This is a genomic window from Nocardia sp. NPDC055002 (assembly GCF_053608825.1).
On sequence record NZ_JBSGWE010000002.1, the window covers coordinates 1077977 to 1101217 of the forward strand.

Sequence of the window (23241 nt, forward strand, 5' to 3'; positions counted from 1 at the left end):
GATGCGTGGCGAGGATTCGTCCCGCCGATGAAGGGCTATATCGACGGCAGAAGAGCGCTTCGAGACGTCGGCACCTCACAGGGATCTGCGTTCCACATAGAAAGCAGGGCCTCCAACAATTTACTCTTCATCGATCGAGTACTCCGGTTGTCTCTTCCCCGCGCACAGAGTGCCTCTTTCATCAATCGAACGAATCGCTCGCGACTGACACCGAAGGTCACCAGCAGCTCGTTTGGATCGGCGCCACCGAAGGGGGCCCACCGGATGGCGAACTTGATCAGCGAATTCGCCTGTACATCAACCGATCTCGATCCCGCAAGAAGGTCACACTGTTGCAGGGATGACCGAACCCAGGACAGTCTCCATGCCTCGCTGTCATCCACCTCGTCCCTCAATTTCTCTCTTCTCGACTTGGAGCGGTGAGCCGGATCGAGAACGAATACCGGGTACCGGCCGTCGACGTGGCGCCCACTGAAGTGCGCACGAACGCGTCGATCCGAGGGCGGCAGGATGGCGCCGTCGATTTCGGAGAAGACCCACGGACCATCATCGAGCTCGATGACCGCAACGATCGCTGGCGTCAACTCCCCATGCAGGCGTTCGATCGCACGGTGCACGATCTTCCAGGACACGACCCATCCCACACCCGACGACGGCACCCGATCCAGATCGAAGGTCCCACACAACGAGCAGGAGCTGGACTGCGGTGACAGCAGCACCCCACAGGTCGAGCAAGATCGGATCATCAACGTGCCCTCAACGACTTGTGCACCGTGCATGCCACCGTGTCGCGGATGTTCTGACGTGTGCTGATGCATGGGATACCTCGGCTCTGACAGTCCCGGTCGGCGTCACATCAGCCTCCGCCCCATCAGGGTGTCGACACGAGGGGATAACAACCCGTAGGCATACCTACTTCTGGTCTCGTATCCAATCGGCGTACGCTGACATCGATATCAGCTCTAGGTCTGTGTCGACTCCAGTTGCCATCGGGAAGGGCTGAGGATCGAGGCTGCGGATGGCCGATCGAGAGTCCAGGGGCGCGCGTGCGGTGTGGTGGCCGCGCTACCCGACGATCTCAGTGCCGCCGGATTCGCGCCTCAGGCCGCGGTGGCCTGGTTCGATGCGGGACTGCGGGAGTTCGACGGCGTCGGCCCGGACGTTCGAGACGCGATCCATCACGGCAATGCCGCCGCGCTGCTGCCCCGCTTCGGCGGAGCGCCGGTTGCCGTGCCGCCGCTGTTGACGCGGGCGCGCCGCGAGCTGCGTAGTCGCGCCGTCGGGGCGATCGCGCGGGCGGCCTCTCGGCGGGTCTGACCCGAGCGAGGCCTACGCGTCGGCCTGCAGGAGCAGGTCGGGATTGGTGGGTAGCTCGGGCAGCGGGGCGGAGCTGAGGCGTTGCGCGGACCGTTTGTTCATGCCGAACATGCGGAGAGCTCGATAGGTCATCTCGTCGGCCAGCGCGGCCGCATCCGCGTCGGGATCGGCGTCGAGCAGTTGGAGCAGTCCGAGCAGCGTTCCGCCCGCCGCCATGATGGCCAGGTCGGGATCCATCGGTTCGAAGCGCCCGGCTTCCTGGGCGGCGATGATGTCTTGGCGCGCGCTGGGTGCGAGTCCCTGGTCGCGCAGCATGACTCCCATGCCGGAGTGGAGGACGACACGCACCATCTCCGGAAGCTGGCGTTGCAGCCGACCGGTGAGCCGGAAGCTGACCGCGAAGATCTCCGCGGGGTCGTCGTAGCGGGCCACGATGTGGTCCCGCATCTCGTTGTAGACCTTCAATGCGGACTGCACGGCCTCGTCGAAGAGCTGTTCCTTGGAATCGAAATGGTTGTAGAAGGAGCCGAAACCGACGTCCGCGGCGTCGGTGATCTCCTTGATGCTCACCGCCGACTGGCCTTCGGACAGGAACTTCCGTGCCGCGCCGAGCAGTGCTTTGCGCGTGCGTTCCTTGCGGCGATCGGTTCGCGTGGGTGCGGTCTGTTCGGCTGTCATCTGCCCTCCACCTCAAGTTTCGGCAAGAATCATAACTGATCACACATTCAGTTCCGATTCTGGCGCTAATGGGTGACCTTGGCTCCCAAGGTCTGCGAGTCCGCCGCAGCATGCGACGCGAGCACGGCGCGTATCGCACGGCGGTGCGTTGCGTGCCGAGATCGATGGCCCCGTCGTCGGTGGCGATCGCCGCTCGGATGATGTCACTGTGCTGGAGGTACTTCGGATTCTTGGCCTGGCGGTCGAGGAACAGCTTCCACTTGATCTTGGGTGGGAGCATCGCGCCGATGATCTCGGTCGACTTGGCCCTCGTAGTACTGGGTCTGCGGCGATTGCACGTCGCGCGCGGAGATGTCGTTGGTGACGACGAGTCCCGCGATGTAGTCGGCGAGGTTGCCGGCATCGACCTCGGTGCCGACGGGCAAGTCTCAGCCGAACACCAGCCCGATCGCGAATTCGTAGTCCAGGAGTCGCACATGACTCGGACGAACAACGTCGTCGTGGGGCCCGCTGATCGATCCCGATGCCTTCCTGAAGAAGGTGAGTGGCACCGAGTCGGGATCACCGCCGGAGTCCTTCACGTGAGAGGCGAAGTTCGTCATCTGGGCGACTACCCGGCAGGGAGCCGTCACCGGGGGCAGCAGCGCGAGTTCGGGCACCGGGACGAGGTGGGTGTCGCGGGCGGCATCGGTGATCCTGGCGCGGTCGGCGAGCAGTTCGGCGGTTGTGGCGGCGTTGGTGTCGATGCGAGCCGCACCCGCGTTGGTGCGTAGCCACCAGCCGTCGAGCGTCCGCAGAACGGTGTGTGTCATCAGTGATCTGCTTTCCTCGTTGACCTCAAAATCACATTCCATCGGCGTGAACCCACCGCCAGCACGGTTCTGCTCGCGGAGGGGCTCGTCTACGCGGGTTCGGGCAGAGGCGTCGCCGCGCGGGCACGCCGCGACATCGAATCAGGGGTGCGCGCAGGTCGTTTCCTGGTACGCGATGTGGAACTCGCGCTGGTGATCGTCTCGGGCGCCGCACTGTGCCTCGGGCAGCTGCTGCATGAACAGCCTGCTCGTGATGACTCGGCGGCGGTCGATCAAGTGGCTGAAGACCTGCTGCGGATGCTGGGAGTGAGCGCGGATGAGGCGCATGACATCAGCCGAAGGACTCTGCCTGAGATTTGATGTCGAAGAAAATGTTCGGCGACTTCGACGAGGTGTCCCACTCATTTTCCGATGGGCAGGATCGTCATCGGGTCGCCGGTTGTGCAGGATCGCGAAGCGCCCGATCCAGGGTCGGAAGGTGCTGCTCCAGGCGACGGCGCAGAGTGCGGAGGTGGGCAGCGGGCTGCCGCGGTGTGTGCCGTAGTGGCCGTAAACGCTCGCGAAGTTGTCGGGCACGACATCGGGTGCGGCAATGAATCTCGGCACTGTATTGCTTGATCAACGGTCGGACGCCCGGCCAGTGATGAATGAGAACTGCCGGGCACGCGGAGAGCAGCCGCGCGCCCGGCGACGGTCGATCGTCGAGGTCAGCCCGCGTCGATCGCCGCTGCCAGTCGGGGAAGCTGGCGCAGCGGGGCGTGATGCTCGACCTCCATCCGCTGGTCGGCGTCGAAGATGTCGCTGAGGCCCGGCGCGGGGTCGTGGGTTCCGGTCTGCGGCAGGGTGGTCGCGCTGAAGGGCCAGTCGGAGCCGAAGACGATGTGGTCTCGACTCGTCACGGCTGACACCGCCGACATGGCGGCGTTGGACGCACTGAGCGCGGTGTCGTAGAAGAAGCGCGAGATCTGCGTTTTCGCGTCGAGCAGCGACGGCTTGCCCAGCCCCTGAGGCCAGTTCTCGCCGATCGCGGTCTCCGATGCGACGCCGACCCGCCACGACAGGAACGGCAGTGTGCCACCTGCGTGGGAGAGCTGGAAGCGGATGTTCGGGTACCGCTGGGTGACGCCGGTCAGCATCATCAACGTCGCGGCCCGGGTGGTGTCGAAGGTGAACTCTTCGAGGAAGTCGGGCAACGGCAGGGTCGGCTTGGCGTCGTCCGGGATGGCGGCGGGATGCACGAAAACGTAGGCCGTGCGCTCGTTCAGTGCGATCATCAACGGTTCGTAGGAGGGGTCGCCCAGGTAGACGCCGTTGTAGGCGGACAGCAGGACGATGCCGTCGGCATGGAGGACGTCGAGGGCGTAGATCGCCTCGGCGACCGACGCGGCGATGTCTGGCATGGGGAGGACCGCGAACGAGCCGAAGCGCGTGGGGTGCTGCTTGGTGAGCCCGGCGACGTAGTCGTTGCAATAGCGGGCCATGTCGTTGGCTTCCCTGCCCGCGGGCAGGAATCCGACGCCCGGGTCGGAGACCGACAGGGCCTGGGCCTGGATGCCGTAGTAGTCCATGAACGCCAGTGCGGACTCGGGCGACCATTCGGGTGTCGGGTAGCCGCCGATGGTGAAGTGCCCGTGCGACAGCAGTGCCGCCCGGTAGTCCGGTGGCAGCACGTGGGAGTGCAGATCGATGCGATAGGTGCCGCTCGGCGCGGCCTGCTGGGCGCGGGCCGTTCCCGCCGCGCCGAGCTGCGTCGATGAGCCGAGGGGGAGAGCCGTTGCCGCGGCTACCCCGAGGGTGCCTGCGACGGCGCCGCCGAGCATGCGGCGCCGGCTCACGCCGGCTCGCGACGGGGTGTCGGATTCGTTCACGGGAGGTCTTTCCTTTCGGTTGGTTCAGTCGCATCGCGGACCCGCGCTCGGCCGTGGCGGCATGGTCGGAGTCCGCTCGAGCGGACGGCGCCGCGTCGTGGGGAGTGCTCGGTGGAGTCGATCGAGCGAAGCGATGCGCCAGTCGCTGATGAAAGTATCAGATCCGATCCCGTTGTTCGCCACACCAACGGCCTGCGTTTGCGACGCCACAGCAGATACCTATATCCGTCATATATGATGAGTTAATCAACTAGTCGGCACTGTCGCCTCGTACCCCGGACTGCCACTTTCGGATCGGCTGGGGAAGTCTGGAGAAGAGTGAATGAAGCTTCACGAGTTGGACTCCCTTGTCCGCGACGACGTCCCCGTCCGGAACGTGCGGCGCCGAGTCGCGCGTGACGCCACGCTCGGGCTCGTTGTTTTGCTCGTGCTGGCGACGATCGGGATCGCATCGGCTGAGCTGCATCTGCAGAACCGGATCGAGGGTTGCCTCCTCGACTCGTCGTGCTGAGTCTGATCGACCGGCGGATCCCGGAGCTGACTGTCGAGAGCGACGACGCGCAGTTCGGTCCGGCTGTCGGTATGGCGGTTCATGTCACGCTGCGTCAGGTCTCGATGGGGGGAGGCGGCGGTTCGGCCTCCGTGGGCGGCTCCGAGGCGCGCGTCGATTGGAGTATCGACGCGATCGGGCGGACGTTGCACGGCCTGGCTGGTGATGTCAGGACGTCAGCCGTCGACGGCACCGTCGATGTCACGGGAGTCGTCGGTGTGGTGTCGGTGCGGCTGCGACCCTACGTCGAAGGTGGGATCGTCTCGCATCGAGATCGTCTCCTCTCGCGGTGTGCCGCCGCAGCTGGCGGGGGAGATCGCCGACCTGCTCTTGCAAAGTCTCGGCGGCTATCCGTTGGGCTTCGCCCGGAATCCGTGACCGTGACCGATTCGGGAATCGGGGTCGAACTCCGTGGTGGGAGTGCTGAGCTTCCAGTGCGCGGCGACACATGCTGATTGTTTCATCAGAAATGCTTGACCTGCGAACAGTCGCTGGTCAATGATCGACAGGGTGGTAGCGAGAAAGTTGCCGAGCTGTAAGGAGCGGTTCCATGGCGACTACCGGTAGGGCCTGGCGCAAGGGGTGCGGATGGCCCTGCTCGGTCTGCTGCTCGGCCTGGCCGCGACCAGAATCTACGACCGGAAGGGCCCGGAACGCCGTTCCGCCTCGACAGTCGGCAACCAGTGGGCGCCGATCGGCGCCGACCGTGGCTCGGTCGGCGCCGATTCGGAGGTCAGAAAGCGGCCTCGGCGAGCTCCATGATCGCGATGTCGATCTCCTCGATCACCACACGGTCAGCACTGAGTCGCGGCAGAACGGTTCTGATGAAGAAGGACGCGACCGCGATCTTGCCTGCGTAGAATTCTCGATCCTTGTCCGCCGAGGGGTGGGCGGCCGAGGCCACTTCCGCGGCGACCAACAGTCGCCACCCGATCAGCAGGTCACCGACCGCGAGCAGGAATCGCACCGACTCGAGCCCGACCTTGTACAGCTCCCGACTGTTGTCCGTGGCCGCGAGGAGGTGCTGGGTCAGCGTGGCGGTCATCGCCTGCACGTCCTCGAGCGCGGTCTGTAGCAGTGTGCGTTCGACCTTGAACTCCGGCGTCCCGGATTCGGGCTTCGCGGTTGCCCGGACCTGATCGGCGATGTGCGCCAGGGCGACGCCGCGGTCACGGGCGATCTTGCGGAAGAAGAAGTCCTGTGCCTGGATGGCGGTGGTGCCCTCGTAGAGCGAGTCGATCTTGGCGTCGCGGATGTACTGCTCGATCGGGTAGTCCTGCAGGAAGCCGGAGCCGCCGAAGGTCTGCAGGGATTCGGTGAGGTACTGGTAGGCGCGTTCGGAGCCGACGCCCTTGACGATCGGGAGGAGCAGATCGTTGACCCGTGCGGCGAGCTCGGCGTCAGCGCCCGACACGTGCAGTGCGGTCACCGGATCCTGGTGGGCGGCGGTGTAGAGGTAGATCGCGCGCAGGCCCTCGGCGTAGGCCTTCTGCATCATCAGCGACCGCCGGACATCCGGGTGGTGACTGATGGTCACTTTCGGAGCGGTCTTGTCGGCGATCTGGGTCAGGTCGGCGCCCTGGACGCGGGTCTTGGCGTACTCCAGCGCGTTCAGGTAACCGGTCGACAGGGTCGCGATGGCCTTGGTGCCGACCATCATTCGCGCTTCCTCGATCACCTGGAACATCTGCGCGATGCCGTTGTGCTCGTCACCGACGAGCCAGCCCTTGGCGGGAACGCCGTGGCCGCCGAAGGTGAGTTCACAGGTGGCCGAGGCCTTGAGTCCCATCTTGTGCTCGACATTGGTGACGAACACACCGTTGCGGTCACCGAGTTCACCTGTCTCGGAGTCGAAATGGAACTTCGGCACCAGAAACAGGCTCAAGCCCTTGGTCCCCGGGCCCGCGCCCTCGGGACGCGCCAGCACCTGGTGGATGATGTTGTCGGACAGATCGTCGGCATCGGCGGAGGTGATGAACCGCTTGACGCCTTCGATGTGCCAGGATCCGTCCTCCTGCTCAACGGCCTTGGTGCGTCCGGCACCGACATCGGAACCGGCGTCCGGCTCCGTCAGTACCATCGTGGCGCCCCATTTCTTCTCGACCGCGATCCGGCCCCAGCGCCGTTGGTCCTCGGTGCCGATGCGGTCGACGATATCGGCCATGCTGGGCCCGGTCAGATACATGTACGCCGCAGGCTGGGCGCCGAGAACGAGTTCGCTGATCGCCCACGCGAGCATGCGCGGTGCCGGAATGCCGCCGATGGCCTCGGACTTCCCGACGCGCCACCACTCGGCGTCCTGCCATGCCCGGACCGAGCGCTTGAATGCCTCCGGTAGTCGCACGGTGTGAGTCGATGGATCGAATTCCGGTGGATTGCGGTCGGTTTCGGCGAACGATGCCGCGGCAGGACCCTCGGCGATCCGTGCGGCTTCGACGAGCATCGTGCGCACGGTGTCGTCGTCGAGGTCGCCGAACGCGCCGGAACGCAGCACGTCCGCCAGGCCGAAGACCTCCAGCAGGTTGAATTCGAGGTCTCGGACGTTGCTCTTGTAATGGCCCACGGGCCCAGTCCCTTCGGTGGTCCGGTCGATGCGCCGGAGGTGAGGTGGAGAGAGCGCAGATCCGATACGCGCCGTGGGTCATTGTGATTGCGCGCCGGGGCGCTACGCAACCGTAAGTTGATGACCACTAAGGGACTGGCCGGAGGCGTTCTCCTTAGTGGCTGCCGGGAACGGGGAATCCGGAATTAAGTTGATGCCCGCTAAGAGCAGTTCCTGTCGGTTTGTCAGTCGTGCAGTGCGATCCGGTCGCCGATGGCTATCAGGGCACCAGCCAGGTTCTGGCGGTCGAGAGCACGAGGGTTGCGCACCGCGTCGATCACGACAGTGCTGATGGCCTGAATCAGGATCCGGGCCTCCGACGGTGTCAATTCGGCACGGGCCGTCTGCAGCAGCCGGGCCCAGCTCAGGACGCCGTCGCGATGGATCCGGCGGTAGCGCGTGGCCTGCGGGTCCGGCAGGTGCCCGACCTCGCTGACGGTGGTGCCGAGCAAGTCCGGTTGCTCGAGCGCGAATCCGACGAACGATTCCATCAGTAGGTGTACCGCCTCCCGCGCGTCGCGGCCCTCGGCCAGCGCGTGGGCGGTGTACAGACCGATCCATTGTTCGTTGCGCACGATGATCTCGTTCAACAGGTCGGCTTTGCTCGAGAAATGGTGATAGAGCGCGGGTCCGCTCACTCCGACGGCGGCACCGATGTCCTCGATGCCTACCGCGGCATAGCCGCGGGAGTTGAACAACCGTGCTGCGGCGCCGATGAGGCGTTCGGGTCGGACGGCGCGCTCGAACTCCGCGGCCTGGGGCGGCGCCGCCTGCGGCCGTGGTTCCCGGTACACGGCTCCGCCCGGGGGCAAATCGGTGGTGAGGAGCCGCAGGATCGCGGCATCGAGCACGGAGGTGAACGTTGACGTCGGTAACTGCTGGCGGTGATACGACGGGCTGACCGCGATCGAGAGGATGCACCAGCTCAGCAGCTCGGCATCCTTGCCGGGCAGCTCCGGGCGCTGTGCACGGACCGCTCGGCGCAGATAACCGGACAACCGGACCGCCCGGATCAGCACCGAATAGCGGTGTGCGGCGGTGAGGTTGCGGAACTCGAGTTGCCACAGCCTCGGCAGCCCGCGCAGTTCGAGCGCGATCGCGACGAGTTCTTCGAATACCCGATGCCCGCTCGAATCGCCGGCCGCCGCGGCGTCCAGCCGGGAGACCGTCGCGTCCAGACCCGACATCAAGCAGTGGCCCAGCAACTCCTGTTTGTTGCGGAAATGGCGATACAGAGCCGTCGACGAAATCCCGACGGCGGTGGCGATGTCGGTCATGGACGTGCCGTGGTAGCCCGCCTGCGAGAAGGCGTCGGCGGCCGCGGCCAGGATGGTCGCGCGGCGGTCGCGAGGGCGTCGGCGGATCGGCGGGCCGGCCGGGGTGCTGGTGCTCATCGCCTCCCAGTGTGGCGTACCGGTGCCCTGCCGCCGGTACGGCGTCGGCCGCGAATGTCCCGCCCGTAGGGGGTGGGATGGGTGGTTCGGCAGGGGCACCGGATCCGAGTTCTCGTCATTCGTCGAAATGTGTGGGCCGCCGCGCGGCGACACGATGTAAGGGAAGTGGTGTTCAGCCGCTCCACGATGGGCCGTTCGACGACTCGCCGCGAAACGGAGGGCGAGTGGGATCCGACCCGGTCATCGTGCGAGTCCTGCTCCGGGTGTTCCGGTGGTACCACCGCCACGAGGTAGGTGGCGTGCTGGAATTGCCACCGGGGCCGGTCTTGTTCGTGGCCAACCACGGCTTCGGTGGCGTATTCGACCTCAATGTGCTGGCCGCGCGTTCGGCCTGTGCCCATGTCGGGGATTCGCGGGCCTGATCACGCTGACGCATCACCTGGCCTGGGCGATCGGGCTCGGCTCGATTCTGGGCAGAATGGGTGCCGAGCCCACGACCGGTGAGAACGTGTGCCGGGCGCTCGGACGTGGCGAGCATGTGCTCGTCTTTGGCGGTGATGTCGATGCCTTCAAGTCGTGGGGTGAACGCAACCGAATCGTCTTCGACTTCCGGACCGGTTTCGCCCGGCTGGCGATCGAGGCCGCCGTGCCGATCGTTCCGGTGGTCACGTCGGGTGCGGGTGAATCGCTGATCTGCCTGTCCGATGGGCGCTCGCTCGCGCGGCGGCTGCGCCTCGACAAGACGCTGCGGCTCGAGCGCCTCCCGGTGACCCTGTCGCTGCCCTGGGGCCTGACTGTCGGGGTCGCGGGGTTGCTGCCCTACATCCCTCTGCCGACCAGGATCCGGACCGCGGTGCTCCCCGCGATGCGGCCGGGGCCGGGGGAGTCGGCCGCCGAGTTCGCCGTCCGGGTCCGCCAGGTGATGCAGGTCGAGCTCGATCGCCAGACCGCGCACCGCATACCGCTGCTCGGGTGACGCTGACCACTGTCCAGTTCTGAGTTTTTCATCAGAATATCTTGACGAGGGATCAATCGAATGTGATGATATTATCAACTTCACTGGGAGGTACATCGTGACAAGCATCGACAAGGGAGTCGACACCGGCCGGACGGTGCAGGTCGGCAACTGTGAGATCTACTTTGACGAGTTCGGTTCCGGGCCTGCGGTCGTGCTGCTGCACGGTGGCGGCCCCGGTGCGACCGGGCTGTCGAACTACTCGCGCAACATCGAGGCGCTGGCGGAGCACTTCCGGGTGTTCGTGCTGGACATGCCGGGCTACGGCCGGTCGTCGAAGTACATCGACCAGTCCGACCCCTTCGGTTACCTTGCGCGCATGCTCGGCGAGTTCCTCGACGTCCTGAAGATCGACTCGGCGCACCTGATCGGCAACTCCTACGGCGGTGCTGCGGCGCTGCGGCTGGCGATGGATCGGCCGGGGAAAGTCGATCGTCTGGTCCTGATGGGTCCCGGCGGCGTCGGTTCCACCCGCGCGCTGCCCACCCAGGGCCTGCAGGAGCTTCTCAACTACTACCGGGGCGATGGTCCCAGCCGCGAGAAGATCATCCGGTTCATCCGTGAGTACCTGGTGTACGACGGTGCGACGGTGCCGGACGAACTGATCGAGGAGCGCTACCGGGCCAGCATCGAACCCGAGGTCATCGCGCACCCGCCGCTGCGCAGGCCCTCCGGCTTGTTCGCCCTGCGCACGCTCTTCCGGATGGACCTCACCCGGGACTCGCGCTTGAGCAAGGTGCCGCACCCCACGCTGGTGGTGTGGGGCGAGGACGACAAGGTCAACCGGCCGTCCGGGGGCAAGATGCTCGCCGAGACCATGCCCGACTGCGATCTGTACCTGGTGGCGCGGACCGGCCACTGGGCGCAGTGGGAACGAGCCGAGCTGTTCAACACCCTCGCGATCGCCTACCTGAAGGCCGAGCGATGAACGGCGAAGACGTATTCGGCGATGGATCGGTCTTCGGAGCCGTCCACCTGGGATACGTCGTCGTGGAGTCCGCGCGGCTGCCGGACTGGCGGCGCTTCGGCGTCGACGCGATCGGCATGCACGCCGACCAGGTCGACCATGCCACACTGCGCTTCCGCCTCGACGATCACGCGTGCCGGTTCCTCGTGGAGCACGGCCCGCAGGAGGACGTCACCGCCATCGGCTGGCAGGTCGACGATCACCAGTCCTTCGACCGCATCATCGCGCGGGTGTCCGATCGCGGTGTGCCGATCACCGAGGGCAGCGCCGAGGACGCGGCACGCCGCGGCGTGGAACGCCTGTGGCGCTTCCCCGGACCCAAGGGAATCGCGCAGGAGATCTTCACCGTCCCCGTGACCACCCCCGAGCCGCTGCGCATGCTCAGCTCCGGGTGGGTGACCGGCGAAGCCGGGATGGGGCACGTCGCGATCGTGTCGAAGGAGCCCGAAGCGCTGCGGGGTTACTACCAGACGGTCTTCGACTCCCGGCTCAGCGACTACATCGACGAGAACGTCTCCGGCCTCACCCTCAAGATCAGGTTCCTGCGGGTGAACGAGCGCCACCACTCGATCGCCATCGCCAACATCCGGGGCGTGAAGATCGACCCCATCCGAACCCGGGTGCAGCACATCAACATCCAGTCGGGCTCGCTCGACGACGTGCTGGCCGCGTACGGACGTGTCACCGATCTCGGATTCCGGATGGCCTGGTCGGTCGGCCAGCACACCAACGATCGTGAGCTGTCCTTCTACTGCGTCACCCCCTCCGGATTCGAACTCGAGGTCGGCTGGAACCCGATCGTGTTCGGTCCCGAACGCGAATCCACCTGGGAACCGACCACCTACCAGGGCATCAGCATCTGGGGCCACACCCCGGTCGGGGAGACCGTGCTGGACAAGTTCGCTCAGTTCCGGCAGGTCGTTCGGACCCTGCGCACACCCGAGATCACTGTTCCCCAACTCACCGGAGGCATGGCGCGATGACATCGTTCGACTACGACGTGGTAGTCGTCGGGGTCGGGCCCACCGGCCTGACCTTGGCGAACCTGCTCGGCCGTCGCGGCGTGCGGGTGCTGGTGCTCGAACGTGAGCCGGAGTTCTACGGCCTGGCCCGGGCCGTCTACACCGACGACGAAGGCATGCGGATCTTCCAGACCGCCGGCGTTGCCGACGAAGCCTCGGCCCAGATGAACCTCGACTGCACCGTGCAGTGGGTGCGCAGTGACGGCTCGGTGCTCGCCCAGTTCAACCAGGCCTCGCGCCCGCTGGGTTGGCCGGTGGCCAACTTCCTGTACCAGCCCTACCTGGAGAACACGCTCGAAAACGCCCTCGAGCGCTATGCGCACGTGACGGTGCGCCGCGGGCGGGAGGTCCTCAGCTTCGACCAGGACGCCGACGGTGTCCTCGTCCGGCATGCCGAATGCCGCGGCACCGGGTACGGCAAACACGACGCCGACACCGATCCGGCCACCGCCGAGGAGGTGCGGGCCAAGTTCCTCGTCGGCTGCGACGGCGGCCGCAGTGTGGTGCGCACGCAACTGGGCATCGACATGACCGGCATGAGCTTCCCCGAACGCTGGCTCGTAGTCGACCTGCTGGCCAACGACGGCGTGGATGCCTTCCGGCATCTGCCGTACTTCAACTTCGTCTGTGATCCCGAGCTGCCGACGGTGTCGTGTCCGCAACCCGGTGGTCACCACCGTTTCGAGTTCATGCTCAACGACGAGCAGAGCAAAGAGGAGATGGAGGACCCCGAACAGGTCCGCGATCTCATCGGTCGCTACGTCAATCCCGACGAAGTGACGGTGCTGCGCAAACTGGTCTACACCTTCAATGCCGTGGTCGCCGACCAGTGGCGCGAGGGACGTGTCCTGATCGCCGGTGACGCCGCGCACATGACCCCGCAATTCATCGGCCAGGGCATGAACTCCGGTGTCCGCGACGCCGACAACCTCTCCTGGAAGCTCGGCGCGATCATCCAGCACGGCGCCGATCTCGACCTTCTCGACACCTACGAAACCGAGCGCCGGCCGCACGCCAAAGCGATGATCGATCTGTCGGTCTTCAACAAGAGCCTCGTCTCGATCGACAACCGGTTCGCTGCGGGCGCTCGCGACGTCGCTTTGGCCACCGCGCTGAAGGTTCCCGGGCTGAGTACCTGGATCCGGGAGGCCAAGATGAAGCCGTCCCCGCGGTTCAAGCGTGGCGCGTACTTCGGGCTCCCCCGCAATGTGCTGCGCGGCGTCGAGGGCACCCTGGCACCGCAGCCGGACATCCGCACCTTCGACGGACGCCACCAGCGCCTCGACGACGCGCTCGGCCTCGGCTTCGCTGTCGTCGGTTACGGTGTCGATCCGCGCCAGGGCCTCAGCGTCGCCCAGCGCAACGCCTTGCAGATCCTCGGCACGCAGTTCGTCACCGTGTATCCGACCGGTGGCCGCCCGCAGGGCGAGCCGGGCGACGCGCGCGTCGCCGCCACCGACTACGCCGACGTCGAGGACCACACCGGCGAACTGGCCCGGTGGTTCGCCAAAGCCGGTGTCGCCCAAGGTGGCACGGTGTTGCTCCGCCCGGACAAGTACGTGTTCGGCACCAGTGCGAAATCCGACGCGACCGAACTGGTCACCGCGCTGCTGGTCCGCCTCGCCGTCACCCCCGCGATGCTGACCGCCGATCACAACCCCCCGCGCACCGTGGCGTCCGCAGCGCCGAACACCCTGGAGGAAGCACGATGACCACGACCATCGAAGGACTGTCCGCCGTCCGCGCCGCTGCCGAACGTCTCGCGACTGCATCCGACCTGGGCGTGCCCGTGGCAGCGGTGCGTGACCTCATCGGTGCCGACGACGTGGACCTGGCGTATGCGGTGCAGAGCCTGGGCACGCGCCGACGCCTCGATGCGGGCGCGCGCGTCGTCGGGCACAAGATCGGGTTGACCTCCACGGCGGTGCAGCGGCAACTCGGTGTCGACCAGCCCGATTTCGGTGTGCTGTTCCACGATATGGACGCCGGTTCGACGCCGCGGTCCGAACGGCCCAGGCTGCTGCAACCCAAGATCGAGGCCGAACTCGCCTTCGTCCTCGGCGCCGACCTGACCGGCGACGACCTCGACCCGATCACCGTGCGCGGCGCGGTCGACTACGCCGCCCCCGCACTCGAGATCGTGGACAGCCGAATCGCGGCCTGGGACATCACCTTCGGCGACACCGTCGCCGACAACGCCTCGAGCGGCTGGTTCGTACTGGGCGAACAGCGCCTCTCGCTCGATGATTTCGAACCGCGGGAGATCACGATGGCCATGCGCGTCGACGGCGAGATCGTCTCGCGCGGAAAGGGCGTGGACTGCCTCGGCGACCCGCTACTGGCACTGGCCTGGCTCGCCCGCACCGCCCAGGCCCTGGGCGACCCGCTGCGCGCGGGAGAGATCGTGCTCTCCGGCGCGCTGGGGCCGATGGCACCGCTGGTTCCCGGCGCGCGGGTACACGCCGAACTTTCACAGCGCTCGGGGCCGCTCGGCACCGTCGACTTCACACTGGAGGAGGAGCAATGAGCCGCACCAAAGTCGCCGTCATCGGATCGGGCAATATCGGTACCGACCTGATGATCAAAGTGTTGCGCCTGTCCGACACCCTGGAAATGGCCGCCATGGTCGGTATCGACCCGGAGTCCGACGGGCTCGCCCGGGCCGGCCGACTGGGCGTGCAAACCACCGCCCGCGGTGTCGCGGGGCTGATCGCCACGCCGGATTTCGACGACATCGACATCGTTTTCGACGCCACCTCGGCCAGCGCGCACAGGGCCAACGCCGCCGCCCTCGCGCCCTACGGCAAACGCATGATCGATCTGACGCCCGCCGCGGTCGGCCCGTTCGTCGTTCCGGCGGTGAACCTGGATCAGCACCTGGCGGCCGACAACGTCAACATGGTCACCTGCGGTGGACAGGCGACTATTCCCGTGGTGGCGGCCATCGCTCGGGTCACCGCGGTGCCCTACGCCGAGATCGTCGCGTCGATCGCGTCGAAATCTGCGGGCCCCGGCACCCGTGCCAATATCGACGAGTTCACCGAGACCACCTCCAACGCGATTGCCGCGGTCGGCGGCGCCCAGCGCGGACGCGCGATCATCGTGCTCAACCCCGCGGAGCCGCCCCTGATCATGCGCGACACCGTGCTGGCGCTCATCGACACCGCCGACGCCGAGGTCCACGCGCGGATCAAGGAATCGATCCTGGCCATGGTGGCCGACGTCGCCGCCTACGTGCCGGGCTACCGGCTCAAGCAGGACGTGCAGATCACGCCGGTCGAGGCCGGAGCTCCGCTGCGCACGCTCGTCGGCGACGCCCCGGTCACCCATCAGGTCAGCGTCTTCCTCGAAGTGGAGGGCGCCGCGCACTACCTGCCCGCCTACGCAGGCAACCTCGACATCATGACCTCGGCCGCGGTGCAGGTCGCCGAACGGATCGCCGCATCCACCAAGGAGAGTGTCCGATGAGCACCGAAGTCTTCTTGCAGGACGTCACCCTGCGCGATGGCATGCATGCCCTGCGGCACCGCATTGATCCCGCCACGGTCGCCCGGATCGCCGCCGCGCTCGACGCCGCCGGCGTGGACGCGATCGAGGTCGCCCACGGCGACGGACTACATGGCAGCAGCCTCAACTACGGGGCGGGCAGCCACACCGACTGGGAATGGATCGAAGCAGCGGCAGGTGCGCTGCAGTACGCCCGGCTGACGACGCTGCTTCTGCCCGGAATCGGCACCATCGAGGACCTGCGCCGTGCGTTCGATCTCGGCGTGCGCTCGGTCCGGGTGGCCACCCACTGCACCGAGGCGGACATCGCCGCCCAGCACATCTCCTTCGCGCGCGAACTCGGCATGGACGTGTCCGGCTTCTTGATGATGAGCCACATGAACAGCCCGCAAGGTTTGGCCGAGCAGGCCAAACTCATGGAAACCTATGGCGCGCACTGCGTCTACGTCACCGACTCCGGCGGGCGACTCACCATGGACGGTGTCCGCGAGCGCGTCCGCGCCTACCGGAAGGTGCTCGAACCGGGTACCGAGATCGGAATCCACGCCCACCAGAACCTCTCGCTGTCCGTGGCGAACAGTGTCGTCGCGGTGGAGGAAGGGGTGACCCGCGTCGACGCGTCCCTGGCCGGACTCGGCGCCGGTGCAGGCAACACTCCGCTCGAAGCGTTCGTCGCGGTGGCCGACCTGACCGGCTGGGAACACGGCGCGAACCTCGATCAGCTGACCGACGCGGCCGACGACCTGGTCCGGCCGCTGATGGATCAGCCCGTCCAGGTCGACCGCGAGACGTTGACGCTCGGCTACGCCGGCGTCTACTCGAGCTTCCTGCGCCACGCCGAGAACGCCTCGGCCACCTACGGTGTCGACGTGCGCACGCTGCTCACCATCGCAGGTCGGCGAGGGCTGGTCGGTGGGCAGGAAGACATGATCGCCGACATCGCGCTCGACCTGGTCGGCGATCACTGAGACTTCCGGCCTGCGCTGGCCGGAAGACGACAAGGTCCCGGCCTTTGTCACAGGAGGCCGGGAACCCCGTCCCGACGAACGAGAAGTCGAGTGGGCCATGATCGCTGATGCCAGGCTGCATGCCGGCCAGGGTGTCGTGATGCGAAAAGCGCAACGGCGCCATCAGTTCCTGGACGCAGCGACCCAGGTGCGCGCCGAGCGGGGTCACCTCTCCTGCTCGCTCATCGACATCTGCGAGTCCGCGGGCCTGTCGAAGCGGCAGTCCTACGAGGAGTTCGAGACCCTGGATGAGGTGCGCATCGCGTCCTATGCCCGGGTGCAGGACGACGCGGCCGTCGCGGTGGCACAAAACGCTTGCCGACCTGACCGTGTCCGCCGATTGGTAGCGTGCCCGCATGACGAAATCCCCTGCCGTGTTAGCGCTGGTCCCCTCCACTCCGGGCATTTTCGGTTGCAGCAGCCACGATAGTCTGGCAGCCCCGACAGCTACGACTGCAGCTGCTGGCCGACCACCTCGGCGCCGAGTTCGATGGAGGAATCGCGATATCTAGGGCGGACCCGGCGACGACGGCAGGCTCACGCTCAGTGGCGCCACGATGGCGGTCTAGGAAGGGATAAGGGACCCGCGGACGGGAGCATCTATCCGTCATCCGCGGCACGCGCCCGAGTCGAATTCACTTGTGCCGCTTCGGGCAATTCGCCGCCTGCGACGGAATAGTCGTTGGTTCATACGAGTTCGTCGCTGCTGAAGCCGTTCTCGAGACGTCGCTTGATCGTCCCGAGGAATCTGGCCGCGTCGGCGCCGTCGACTATGCGGTGGTCGTAGGAGATCGACAAGTAGACCATCGACCGCACCCCGAAATCTACTGCGCCACTGGGGTCGCGCCGAGGTACGACGCGTTCGACGACAGCGCCGGTGCCGAGGATCCCCGACTGCGGCAGGTTCAGGATCGGGGTGTCGAACAGTGCGCCGCGGCTGCCGGTATTGGTGATGGTGAAGGTGCCGCCGGTGAGTGCGTTGGGGCTGATGGTTGCCGCCCGCACTTGATCAGCACTGGACGAGATCGCTTGTGCCAAAGCGGTAATGGTGAGTGTGTGGGCGTTCCGAATGACCGGGACCATCAGCCCGCGTTCGCTGTCGACTGCCATGCCGAGGTGTACTGCGGAGTGGTAAGTCACTTCCGTGCAGTCGGTGTTCACCGAGCAGTTGAGCGCGGGGTGCTCGGTGAGGGCTTCCACGGTGGCTTTGACGAAGAACGGCAGAAATGACAGTCTGAGTCCGGTCCGTAGTTGGAAATCCGCCTTGTGTGCTGAGCGCAATTGCGCGATACCGGTGACGTCGGCTTCGACGACGGTGGTCAATTGCGCGGTGGTGTGCAGTGATTCGAGCATCCGCTTGGCGATTGTCTGCCGAATTCGCGGCAGACGCTCGACCCGATCGCCTGAGCTCGGCGCAGACAGTGGGGGTGCGGAATCCGGCTCCGGCTCCGGCACCGGCTCCGGAGTCGGAGTCGGAGTCGGTGCCGGGGGCTCATCGGTCTCGGTGGAATCGTCGGTCTCGATCGAAACAGGCTGGGGCGCATCCGGTGCTGCAGTGGCTCCCTTGTCGGGGGAGCCGATGATTGCCAATGCGCCGCCCACCGAAATGACTTCGTCCTCCGCGGCGAGGAGCTCGACCACAGTGCCGGACGTGGGCGACAGGATTTCGGTGTCGACCTTGTCGGTGGCGACTTCGACCAGCGCCTCGTCGACCTCGATCTGATCGCCGACGGCCTTCAGCCAGCGCGTGACGGTGGCTTCGGTGATGTTATCGCCGAGCGATTGCAGTGTGACGATGCGGCCGTCGGTCTGAAACTTACTCATAAGTGTTGTCTTCCTTGATCAGTCGGTCAGGTCGAGAGCGCTGCCGACGATCGCGTCGGCGTCGATACCGTGGTAGCGGTAGACATCCTCGAGTGATCCGGACTGGCCGAAAGCGCTGACCCCCAATGACACGGTGCGCACGTGGTTGATGGTTGACAAGAAGGTCAGGGTGTGTGGATGGCCGTCCAAGACCGTCACCATCGGCGCGGATCGTTCCGCGGGGAAGACCTGATCGAGGATCCATGCCGGGCCGGCCGCTCGGCCGCGCCGGGCCTGCAATGCTTCGAACAGCAAGCCCGGGCTGGTCACGCACACAACATCGACGGCGACGCCGAGGTCGGTGAGGCGGTCTGCGGCAGTGAGCGTTTCCGTCACCATCGCCCCCATCGCGACCAGGGTCACCGCGGGCCGGTCCACCTTGCGCAGCAGGTAAGCCCCCGCGAGCACGTGGCGGCGACGCCGCTGGCGCGCGGCCGGATCGATGGGAACCGCGGCCAGCGTTTGGTCGACGGGCCGGGTCGACAGCCGCAGATAGGAGGAGCTGCCGTCGGGCCTGCCGAGTCGTGACAGGGCGTCGAGCAGAGTCCATTCGACTTCGATGGCGAATGCTGGCTCGTAGCTGACGCAGCCGGGCTGTTCGAGGCCGATCGAGGGGGTTTTGATCGATTGGTGCGCGCCTCCTTCTGCGGCGAGGGTCACCCCGGATGGGGTGCCGACCAGAATCGATTGGCCGCCGGCGTAGATGCCGTAGGACCAGGGTTCGAGGGCGCGTTCGACGAACGGGTCGTAGAGCACGCCGATCGGGAACAGTGGTTGACCCCATCTGCTCCAGGTGGCGCCGAGTTCACCCATCAAACCGACGAGGTTGGTTTCCGCGATTCCCAATTCCATGTGCTGGCCGGTGGGCCGCTCGCGCCAGTGCATGATCGTTTCGGCGTCGTCGGCGAACCAGTTGTGGCGTTCGTGCGGTGACCAGACCCCGACCTTGTTGAGCCAGCCTGCGAGATTGGTACTGGAACTCACATCGGGGCTGACGGTGATGATTCGCTGGGCGGCCTCGGGCGCCTGGCGCGACAGGTCGAGCAGCGTGCGGCCCAGCGCGGCCTGGGTGGTGGCGGTGCCAGAGGGGGTTCGTCCGATGTCGGTGGGCACGGCCGGCGGTTCGACAGCGGCGATTTCGGGTCGGCGCAATCGCTGGGCGGTCGCCCGGCACAGCGCGCCCGCCGCGGTATCTCCGTCGAACCTGGCCCACGGGTGGTCGGCATCCATCCCGAGCTCGGTGGCCAATTCGGCGAACTGTTCGATCGTCAGTAGCGATGAATGGTTTTGCGGATGTCCCTGGGTGGGAAGACCGTAGCCCTTGACCGTGTAGGCGATGATCACCGTCGGCCGGGTGTCGTCGATCTGCGCGTAGGCAGCGCGGAGCGCGTCCAGATCGTGGCCACCAAGGTTGCTGATTGCCGTGCGGAGCGTGTCATCGTTGAGGGTGGCGATCAATTCCGCGATCGGCGCAGCGGTCGACCCAGTCCCGGGCAGCCGCTGGCGTAGCTCGTCAGCAGCACAGCGCAGCAGGCGCTGATACTCCGGATTCGACATGTCCAGAATTCGAGTGCGCAACTCGGTGCCGCCGGGTCGGGTGAACAGCGACTCCAGCAGCTTGCCGAACCGGACCGTCAGCACCTGCCAGCCCGCCGCGTCGAACATCTTCTGCAACCGTGACGCGGCGATGTTCGGGACAACGCGATCCAGCGATTGGCGGTTGAGGTCGACGATCCACACGATCTCGCCGAGATCGGCGACGGCGGAGTCGAGGACGGCCTCCCACACTGCTCCTTCATCGAGTTCGGCGTCGCCGACCAGAGAGTATTGCCGCCCGGTCCCGGTGCTGCCGATTGCTGCGTTCACATAGCGCCGGGCGATCGAGCCCCAGATCGGCGCGGTTGCGCCGATGCCCACTGATCCGGTCGAATAGTCCACGGGGTCAGGGTCTTTGGCGCGACTGGGATAGGACTGGAGGCCACCGAACTCGCGCAGCGTCGTCAGGTACTGCTCATCGAGTTCGCCGAGCAGGTAGTTGATCGCGTGAAGCACCGGAGAGGCGTGAGGCTTGACCGATACTCGATCACCGGGTTGCAGCTGTTCGAACCACAGCGAGGTCATGATCGACACCATCGACGCGGACGAGGCCTGATGCCCGCCTACCTTGAGCCCGTTCGGATTCGGGCGTATCCGGTTGGCATGGTGGACGATTCCGGTCGACAGCCACAGCACCCGACGTTGGATCTCGTCGAGCGCGTCGAGGTGGCCCTCGTGGGCGGGAGTGGTGCCGGGCGGTGGAGCCGAAGTGGATGCGGTCATGGTGACTTCCTGGGAGACGCGAGGCCGTTCCGGACGCGATGGGCGGAAACGTGGTGCGGCGCTGAGTGGGGGTGTCCGGCCCGCCAGGCGAACTGATGTGTCGACTCGCGGGCCGGACAGCGACCGGGGATCTCCGGCACGGAAAGACAGTCAGCTTGTGCAGAACTGTCGATACATCTGAACACTCATGCCATATTTGCGCAATTGCCTCTTGTATATTTGAGCAATATGCACGCCAACCGTTGGACGGAATCGATGAAAGGTCAGCGATATGACAAGCAAGGCCACGGGCGACGAGATCGACGGGCGACTGTTGCGGGCGTTGCGACAGGATGCGCGAGCTGCCACGGTCACCCTGGCTGAACGCATCGGCGTTTCCCGCAATACTGTCCAAGCCCGGCTGGCGCGCTGGGACCAGTCGGCGGTTCTGGGATCCTTCGAACGGCGCGTCGAGCCCGCGTTTCTGGGCTATCCGCTGCGTGCCTTCGTATTCACCAATGTCAAACAGCGCCTGCTCGGTGAGGTCGCGGCGGCCCTCGAGACGATTCCCGAAGTGGTGGAGGTGCACGGACTCAGCGGTGTATCGGACCTGCTGATTCAGGTGGTCGCACGCGACGCGGACGATCTCTATCGGATCGCTGGGCAGATCTTAGGCGTCAAGGGCGTCAAGCGCACCAATACGGCCCTGGTAATGCGCGAGCTCGTCGAATATCGGTTGACACCGTTGATAGAGCGACTCGCCACCCAGCCTCCCGACCGATAGATAACCAGCTTTCGGGCAACCAGTGGTGCCCGGCCAGCGAATTGGCTGCCGGGTCCACGGGCCCGGGAATGGTTCCATTCAGCGCTACGGTGGATGCCAACCAGCCGACATGGGTGTCGTTCGGATCTGGTCGCGGCATTCCGGACGCGTGACCCCGACATTATGAGCAAACAGCGCTGCGGACACTCGACGCTGCTACCGATGGTGCGGGAAGTCGGCAGGTCGAACGCCTGATCAGGAGCCGTCGCTCTGATCAAGGAACAGTGAATCCGTGGGCATTTCACTCCGTGAAGGGATCAGGCGACTGCGTCCGCGGTGTTGTTCGCGACCACCCGTTCGGCCGGAACCGATGTCGTGGTCGGCCTCGCGTCGAGAACAGCGAAGATCATGCCGCCGATCATGGCGAGGTTCTTCTGCAACTGGACCCGCTGCAACTTGTCAGCCTGTCGAGACACAATCTGATCCAAAAGTCTCGCGCAGTATCGGGACTGACGAAGCAAAGCTGCTTGCGACAAGGGCTGCGTACAGACGCCATTGGGATTCGGCGTTCAACGGTAGTCCGGTCAGCCGGGCAATATGCTTAAGTCGATAGTCGACCGTGTTGGGATGGACGTACAGTCGGCGGGCGGCCTTCTTGCGGTCAAATTGGTTGCTGACCAGTTCGATGAGGGTGTGGAGGAGTTCGGGAGATGCGTCGAGTGGTGCGAGCAGCGAAACAAGCTGATCGCGGCCGGGTCCAGGGCGGGTGACCTGGTATTCAACGGCGAGATCTTCAAAGCGGTACAAGCACGGCGGTTTGCGCAATCGGACTGCGACGTCCAGTAGTTCATGTGCGGTTGTAGCGACATCGGGTAGGTTCTGCGTCGTCGATTCTAGTGCGACGCTGGTGACCGGGACGCCTGCCGCCGTAGCAAGTTCCGAAACAAGTTCGTCGGCCTCGAATGCGGATCCCGAGGTGGCGGGAACGAGGACGGTTGCCCACTCCGGTGTCAAAAGCGATGGAATCCGATATCCGAATCGCCGTGACAGTCTGTGACGTATTCGGTGGCAGCGATCTTCCGGCGCCGTAGTCGAACTGTCGCCGCCGCGCGATAGCGACATGGCGATGACGGTGAATGCGTCTACTTCGGGTAGGTGGAACGACCTGGCGATGGGGAGGTTGATCTTGGCATCGGTCAGGAGTGACAGTGCCAGGTAGTTGTCCATTGCGGAATCACATGCGGCAGTGAGGTGCTGGTCGATTGTCGGCATCGGGATGCTCCGGAGTGGTTGTGGTTCACGTCCGGCGCGGTCTCGACAATGCGAGCCGTGTAGGGCGTGGCGACGTGTCACGGTTCGAGAAACAATCGTTCGTTTGCCAATCGCCGCGTCGGGCTGCCCTCGTCATCGATAATCCGCAAGTCCTCGATGTAGCGGCGTTGCTGACTGTCCTGGGCAAACAGGAGCGCTGCGGTGAGGCATGCTCTGAAGTCGAATCGAATCCCGCGCAACGACATCGACAGGTGCACGTCGGGTTCATCGGGACGGGGAGAGGTCATCGGATACTTATCGCACGAT

Annotated in this window: 23 protein-coding genes and 2 pseudogenes; 15 read left to right on the plus strand and 10 right to left on the minus strand. The window is 65.7% G+C overall.

Annotation, left to right across the window (positions count from 1 at the left end; genetic code table 11):
• Positions 1 to 35 precede the first annotated feature (35 nt).
• A complete protein-coding gene (locus ACWF99_RS12220; RefSeq protein WP_452535895.1) occupies positions 36 to 818 on the minus strand; it encodes a Zn-ribbon domain-containing OB-fold protein in 783 nt (260 codons plus the stop codon).
• A 238-nt stretch (positions 819 to 1056) separates the two neighbouring features.
• Here ACWF99_RS12220 and ACWF99_RS12225 point away from each other — a divergent pair, with 238 nt between their 5' ends.
• On the plus strand, positions 1057 to 1317 hold the full coding sequence (locus ACWF99_RS12225; RefSeq protein WP_452535896.1) for a hypothetical protein: 261 nt from the start codon (positions 1057 to 1059) through the stop codon (positions 1315 to 1317).
• Between the two features lie 12 nt (positions 1318 to 1329).
• Here the strand turns inward: ACWF99_RS12225 and ACWF99_RS12230 are convergent, their stop codons facing one another.
• Both ACWF99_RS12230 and ACWF99_RS12235 read right to left on the minus strand, forming a co-directional pair.
• Positions 1330 to 1995, minus strand: coding sequence for a TetR/AcrR family transcriptional regulator (locus tag ACWF99_RS12230; RefSeq protein ID WP_452535897.1), 666 nt, complete (start codon positions 1993 to 1995; stop codon positions 1330 to 1332).
• A gap of 127 nt (positions 1996 to 2122) precedes the next feature.
• Positions 2123 to 2807, minus strand: a pseudogene (locus ACWF99_RS12235) (fumarylacetoacetate hydrolase family protein); the annotation flags it as partial.
• A gap of 39 nt (positions 2808 to 2846) precedes the next feature.
• On the opposite strand from ACWF99_RS12235, the pseudogene ACWF99_RS12240 reads away from it, so the two are divergent.
• Positions 2847 to 3167, plus strand: a pseudogene (locus ACWF99_RS12240) (hypothetical protein); the annotation flags it as partial.
• A 347-nt stretch (positions 3168 to 3514) separates the two neighbouring features.
• Here the strand turns inward: ACWF99_RS12240 and ACWF99_RS12245 are convergent.
• Positions 3515 to 4675: an amidohydrolase family protein gene (locus ACWF99_RS12245; RefSeq protein ID WP_452535898.1), complete on the minus strand. Its 1161-nt coding sequence runs from the start codon at positions 4673 to 4675 to the stop codon at positions 3515 to 3517.
• 322 nt (positions 4676 to 4997) lie between these two features.
• Between ACWF99_RS12245 and ACWF99_RS12250 the strand changes: the two genes are divergently transcribed.
• The 3 genes from ACWF99_RS12250 (at position 4998) to ACWF99_RS12260 (ending at position 5987) form a co-directional block, all read left to right on the plus strand.
• A complete protein-coding gene (locus tag ACWF99_RS12250) occupies positions 4998 to 5186 on the plus strand; it encodes a hypothetical protein (protein WP_452535899.1) in 189 nt (62 codons plus the stop codon).
• On the plus strand, positions 5180 to 5680 hold the full coding sequence (locus tag ACWF99_RS12255; protein WP_452535900.1) for an LmeA family phospholipid-binding protein: 501 nt from the start codon (positions 5180 to 5182) through the stop codon (positions 5678 to 5680). The genes ACWF99_RS12250 and ACWF99_RS12255 overlap by 7 nt, the downstream gene beginning before the upstream one ends.
• 133 nt (positions 5681 to 5813) lie before the next feature.
• The gene (locus ACWF99_RS12260) at positions 5814 to 5987 is read left to right on the plus strand and encodes a hypothetical protein (protein WP_452535901.1); all 174 of its coding nucleotides are present in this window, start codon (positions 5814 to 5816) and stop codon (positions 5985 to 5987) included.
• Here ACWF99_RS12260 and ACWF99_RS12265 read toward each other — a convergent pair.
• Entirely contained in the window at positions 5959 to 7788 is a 1830-nt protein-coding gene (locus tag ACWF99_RS12265; RefSeq protein ID WP_452535902.1) for an acyl-CoA dehydrogenase, read from the minus strand. The two genes, ACWF99_RS12260 and ACWF99_RS12265, sit on opposite strands and share 29 nt — an antisense overlap.
• Positions 7789 to 8012: 224 nt before the next feature.
• Positions 8013 to 9221 carry a TetR/AcrR family transcriptional regulator gene (locus ACWF99_RS12270; RefSeq protein ID WP_452535903.1) on the minus strand — a complete coding sequence of 403 codons (1209 nt, stop codon included), beginning with the start codon at positions 9219 to 9221 and terminating at the stop codon, positions 8013 to 8015.
• Between the two features lie 224 nt (positions 9222 to 9445).
• Here ACWF99_RS12270 and ACWF99_RS12275 point away from each other — a divergent pair, with 224 nt between their 5' ends.
• The 9 genes from ACWF99_RS12275 (at position 9446) to ACWF99_RS12315 (ending at position 17169) form a co-directional block, all read left to right on the plus strand.
• Positions 9446 to 9643 carry a hypothetical protein gene (locus ACWF99_RS12275; RefSeq protein WP_452535904.1) on the plus strand — a complete coding sequence of 66 codons (198 nt, stop codon included), beginning with the start codon at positions 9446 to 9448 and terminating at the stop codon, positions 9641 to 9643.
• A 56-nt stretch (positions 9644 to 9699) separates the two neighbouring features.
• Positions 9700 to 10197, plus strand: a complete 498-nt coding sequence (locus ACWF99_RS12280; protein WP_452535905.1) for a hypothetical protein — start codon at positions 9700 to 9702, stop codon at positions 10195 to 10197.
• A 106-nt stretch (positions 10198 to 10303) separates the two neighbouring features.
• Positions 10304 to 11164 carry an alpha/beta fold hydrolase gene (locus ACWF99_RS12285; protein ID WP_452535982.1) on the plus strand — a complete coding sequence of 287 codons (861 nt, stop codon included), beginning with the start codon at positions 10304 to 10306 and terminating at the stop codon, positions 11162 to 11164.
• The gene (locus ACWF99_RS12290) at positions 11161 to 12186 is read left to right on the plus strand and encodes a VOC family protein (protein ID WP_452535906.1); all 1026 of its coding nucleotides are present in this window, start codon (positions 11161 to 11163) and stop codon (positions 12184 to 12186) included. Before ACWF99_RS12285 ends, ACWF99_RS12290 begins: the two co-directional genes overlap by 4 nt.
• On the plus strand, positions 12183 to 13937 hold the full coding sequence (mhpA, locus tag ACWF99_RS12295) for a bifunctional 3-(3-hydroxy-phenyl)propionate/3-hydroxycinnamic acid hydroxylase MhpA (protein ID WP_452535907.1): 1755 nt from the start codon (positions 12183 to 12185) through the stop codon (positions 13935 to 13937). Before ACWF99_RS12290 ends, mhpA begins: the two co-directional genes overlap by 4 nt.
• The gene (locus ACWF99_RS12300; RefSeq protein ID WP_452535908.1) at positions 13934 to 14752 is read left to right on the plus strand and encodes a 2-keto-4-pentenoate hydratase; all 819 of its coding nucleotides are present in this window, start codon (positions 13934 to 13936) and stop codon (positions 14750 to 14752) included. Before mhpA ends, ACWF99_RS12300 begins: the two co-directional genes overlap by 4 nt.
• The gene (locus ACWF99_RS12305) at positions 14749 to 15693 is read left to right on the plus strand and encodes an acetaldehyde dehydrogenase (acetylating) (protein ID WP_452535909.1); all 945 of its coding nucleotides are present in this window, start codon (positions 14749 to 14751) and stop codon (positions 15691 to 15693) included. Before ACWF99_RS12300 ends, ACWF99_RS12305 begins: the two co-directional genes overlap by 4 nt.
• Positions 15690 to 16700, plus strand: a complete 1011-nt coding sequence (gene dmpG / locus ACWF99_RS12310) for a 4-hydroxy-2-oxovalerate aldolase (RefSeq protein ID WP_452535910.1) — start codon at positions 15690 to 15692, stop codon at positions 16698 to 16700. Before ACWF99_RS12305 ends, dmpG begins: the two co-directional genes overlap by 4 nt.
• Positions 16701 to 16797: 97 nt before the next feature.
• Entirely contained in the window at positions 16798 to 17169 is a 372-nt protein-coding gene (locus tag ACWF99_RS12315; protein WP_452535911.1) for a hypothetical protein, read from the plus strand.
• Between the two features lie 257 nt (positions 17170 to 17426).
• On the opposite strand, the gene ACWF99_RS12320 is transcribed toward ACWF99_RS12315, so the two are convergent.
• Both ACWF99_RS12320 and ACWF99_RS12325 read right to left on the minus strand, forming a co-directional pair.
• On the minus strand, positions 17427 to 18563 hold the full coding sequence (locus tag ACWF99_RS12320) for a 2-oxo acid dehydrogenase subunit E2 (RefSeq protein ID WP_452535912.1): 1137 nt from the start codon (positions 18561 to 18563) through the stop codon (positions 17427 to 17429).
• An 18-nt stretch (positions 18564 to 18581) separates the two neighbouring features.
• Positions 18582 to 20921, minus strand: a complete 2340-nt coding sequence (locus tag ACWF99_RS12325; RefSeq protein ID WP_452535913.1) for a transketolase-like TK C-terminal-containing protein — start codon at positions 20919 to 20921, stop codon at positions 18582 to 18584.
• A gap of 271 nt (positions 20922 to 21192) precedes the next feature.
• On the opposite strand from ACWF99_RS12325, the gene ACWF99_RS12330 reads away from it, so the two are divergent.
• Entirely contained in the window at positions 21193 to 21684 is a 492-nt protein-coding gene (locus ACWF99_RS12330) for an Lrp/AsnC family transcriptional regulator (RefSeq protein WP_452535914.1), read from the plus strand.
• Positions 21685 to 21980: 296 nt separating this feature from the next.
• Here ACWF99_RS12330 and ACWF99_RS12335 read toward each other — a convergent pair whose 3' ends face one another.
• Together ACWF99_RS12335 and ACWF99_RS12340 are read right to left on the minus strand one after the other, a co-directional pair.
• On the minus strand, positions 21981 to 22139 hold the full coding sequence (locus ACWF99_RS12335; RefSeq protein ID WP_452535915.1) for a hypothetical protein: 159 nt from the start codon (positions 22137 to 22139) through the stop codon (positions 21981 to 21983).
• Positions 22123 to 22890 (minus strand): PucR family transcriptional regulator, encoded by a 768-nt coding sequence (locus ACWF99_RS12340; protein ID WP_452535916.1) that lies wholly within the window; start codon positions 22888 to 22890, stop codon positions 22123 to 22125. The genes ACWF99_RS12335 and ACWF99_RS12340 overlap by 17 nt, the downstream gene beginning before the upstream one ends.
• Positions 22891 to 23241: the final 351 nt, after the last annotated feature.

What these genes read in the sequence shown, in the direction of transcription:
- ACWF99_RS12220 (WP_452535895.1), bottom strand. Translation starts at nt 818, where the DNA reads ATGCATCAGCACACGTCAGAACATCCGCGACACGGTGGCATGCACGGT.
- ACWF99_RS12230 (WP_452535897.1), bottom strand. Translation starts at nt 1,995, where the DNA reads ATGACAGCCGAACAGACCGCACCCACGCGAACCGATCGCCGCAAGGAA.
- ACWF99_RS12250 (WP_452535899.1), top strand. Translation starts at nt 4,998, where the DNA reads ATGAAGCTTCACGAGTTGGACTCCCTTGTCCGCGACGACGTCCCCGTC.
- ACWF99_RS12260 (WP_452535901.1), top strand. Translation starts at nt 5,814, where the DNA reads ATGGCCCTGCTCGGTCTGCTGCTCGGCCTGGCCGCGACCAGAATCTAC.
- ACWF99_RS12270 (WP_452535903.1), bottom strand. Translation starts at nt 9,221, where the DNA reads ATGAGCACCAGCACCCCGGCCGGCCCGCCGATCCGCCGACGCCCTCGC.
- ACWF99_RS12280 (WP_452535905.1), top strand. Translation starts at nt 9,700, where the DNA reads ATGGGTGCCGAGCCCACGACCGGTGAGAACGTGTGCCGGGCGCTCGGA.
- ACWF99_RS12290 (WP_452535906.1), top strand. Translation starts at nt 11,161, where the DNA reads ATGAACGGCGAAGACGTATTCGGCGATGGATCGGTCTTCGGAGCCGTC.
- mhpA (WP_452535907.1), top strand. Translation starts at nt 12,183, where the DNA reads ATGACATCGTTCGACTACGACGTGGTAGTCGTCGGGGTCGGGCCCACC.
- ACWF99_RS12300 (WP_452535908.1), top strand. Translation starts at nt 13,934, where the DNA reads ATGACCACGACCATCGAAGGACTGTCCGCCGTCCGCGCCGCTGCCGAA.
- ACWF99_RS12305 (WP_452535909.1), top strand. Translation starts at nt 14,749, where the DNA reads ATGAGCCGCACCAAAGTCGCCGTCATCGGATCGGGCAATATCGGTACC.
- dmpG (WP_452535910.1), top strand. Translation starts at nt 15,690, where the DNA reads ATGAGCACCGAAGTCTTCTTGCAGGACGTCACCCTGCGCGATGGCATG.
- ACWF99_RS12315 (WP_452535911.1), top strand. Translation starts at nt 16,798, where the DNA reads ATGATCGCTGATGCCAGGCTGCATGCCGGCCAGGGTGTCGTGATGCGA.
- ACWF99_RS12320 (WP_452535912.1), bottom strand. Translation starts at nt 18,563, where the DNA reads ATGAGTAAGTTTCAGACCGACGGCCGCATCGTCACACTGCAATCGCTC.
- ACWF99_RS12325 (WP_452535913.1), bottom strand. Translation starts at nt 20,921, where the DNA reads ATGACCGCATCCACTTCGGCTCCACCGCCCGGCACCACTCCCGCCCAC.
- ACWF99_RS12330 (WP_452535914.1), top strand. Translation starts at nt 21,193, where the DNA reads ATGACAAGCAAGGCCACGGGCGACGAGATCGACGGGCGACTGTTGCGG.
- ACWF99_RS12340 (WP_452535916.1), bottom strand. Translation starts at nt 22,890, where the DNA reads ATGGACAACTACCTGGCACTGTCACTCCTGACCGATGCCAAGATCAAC.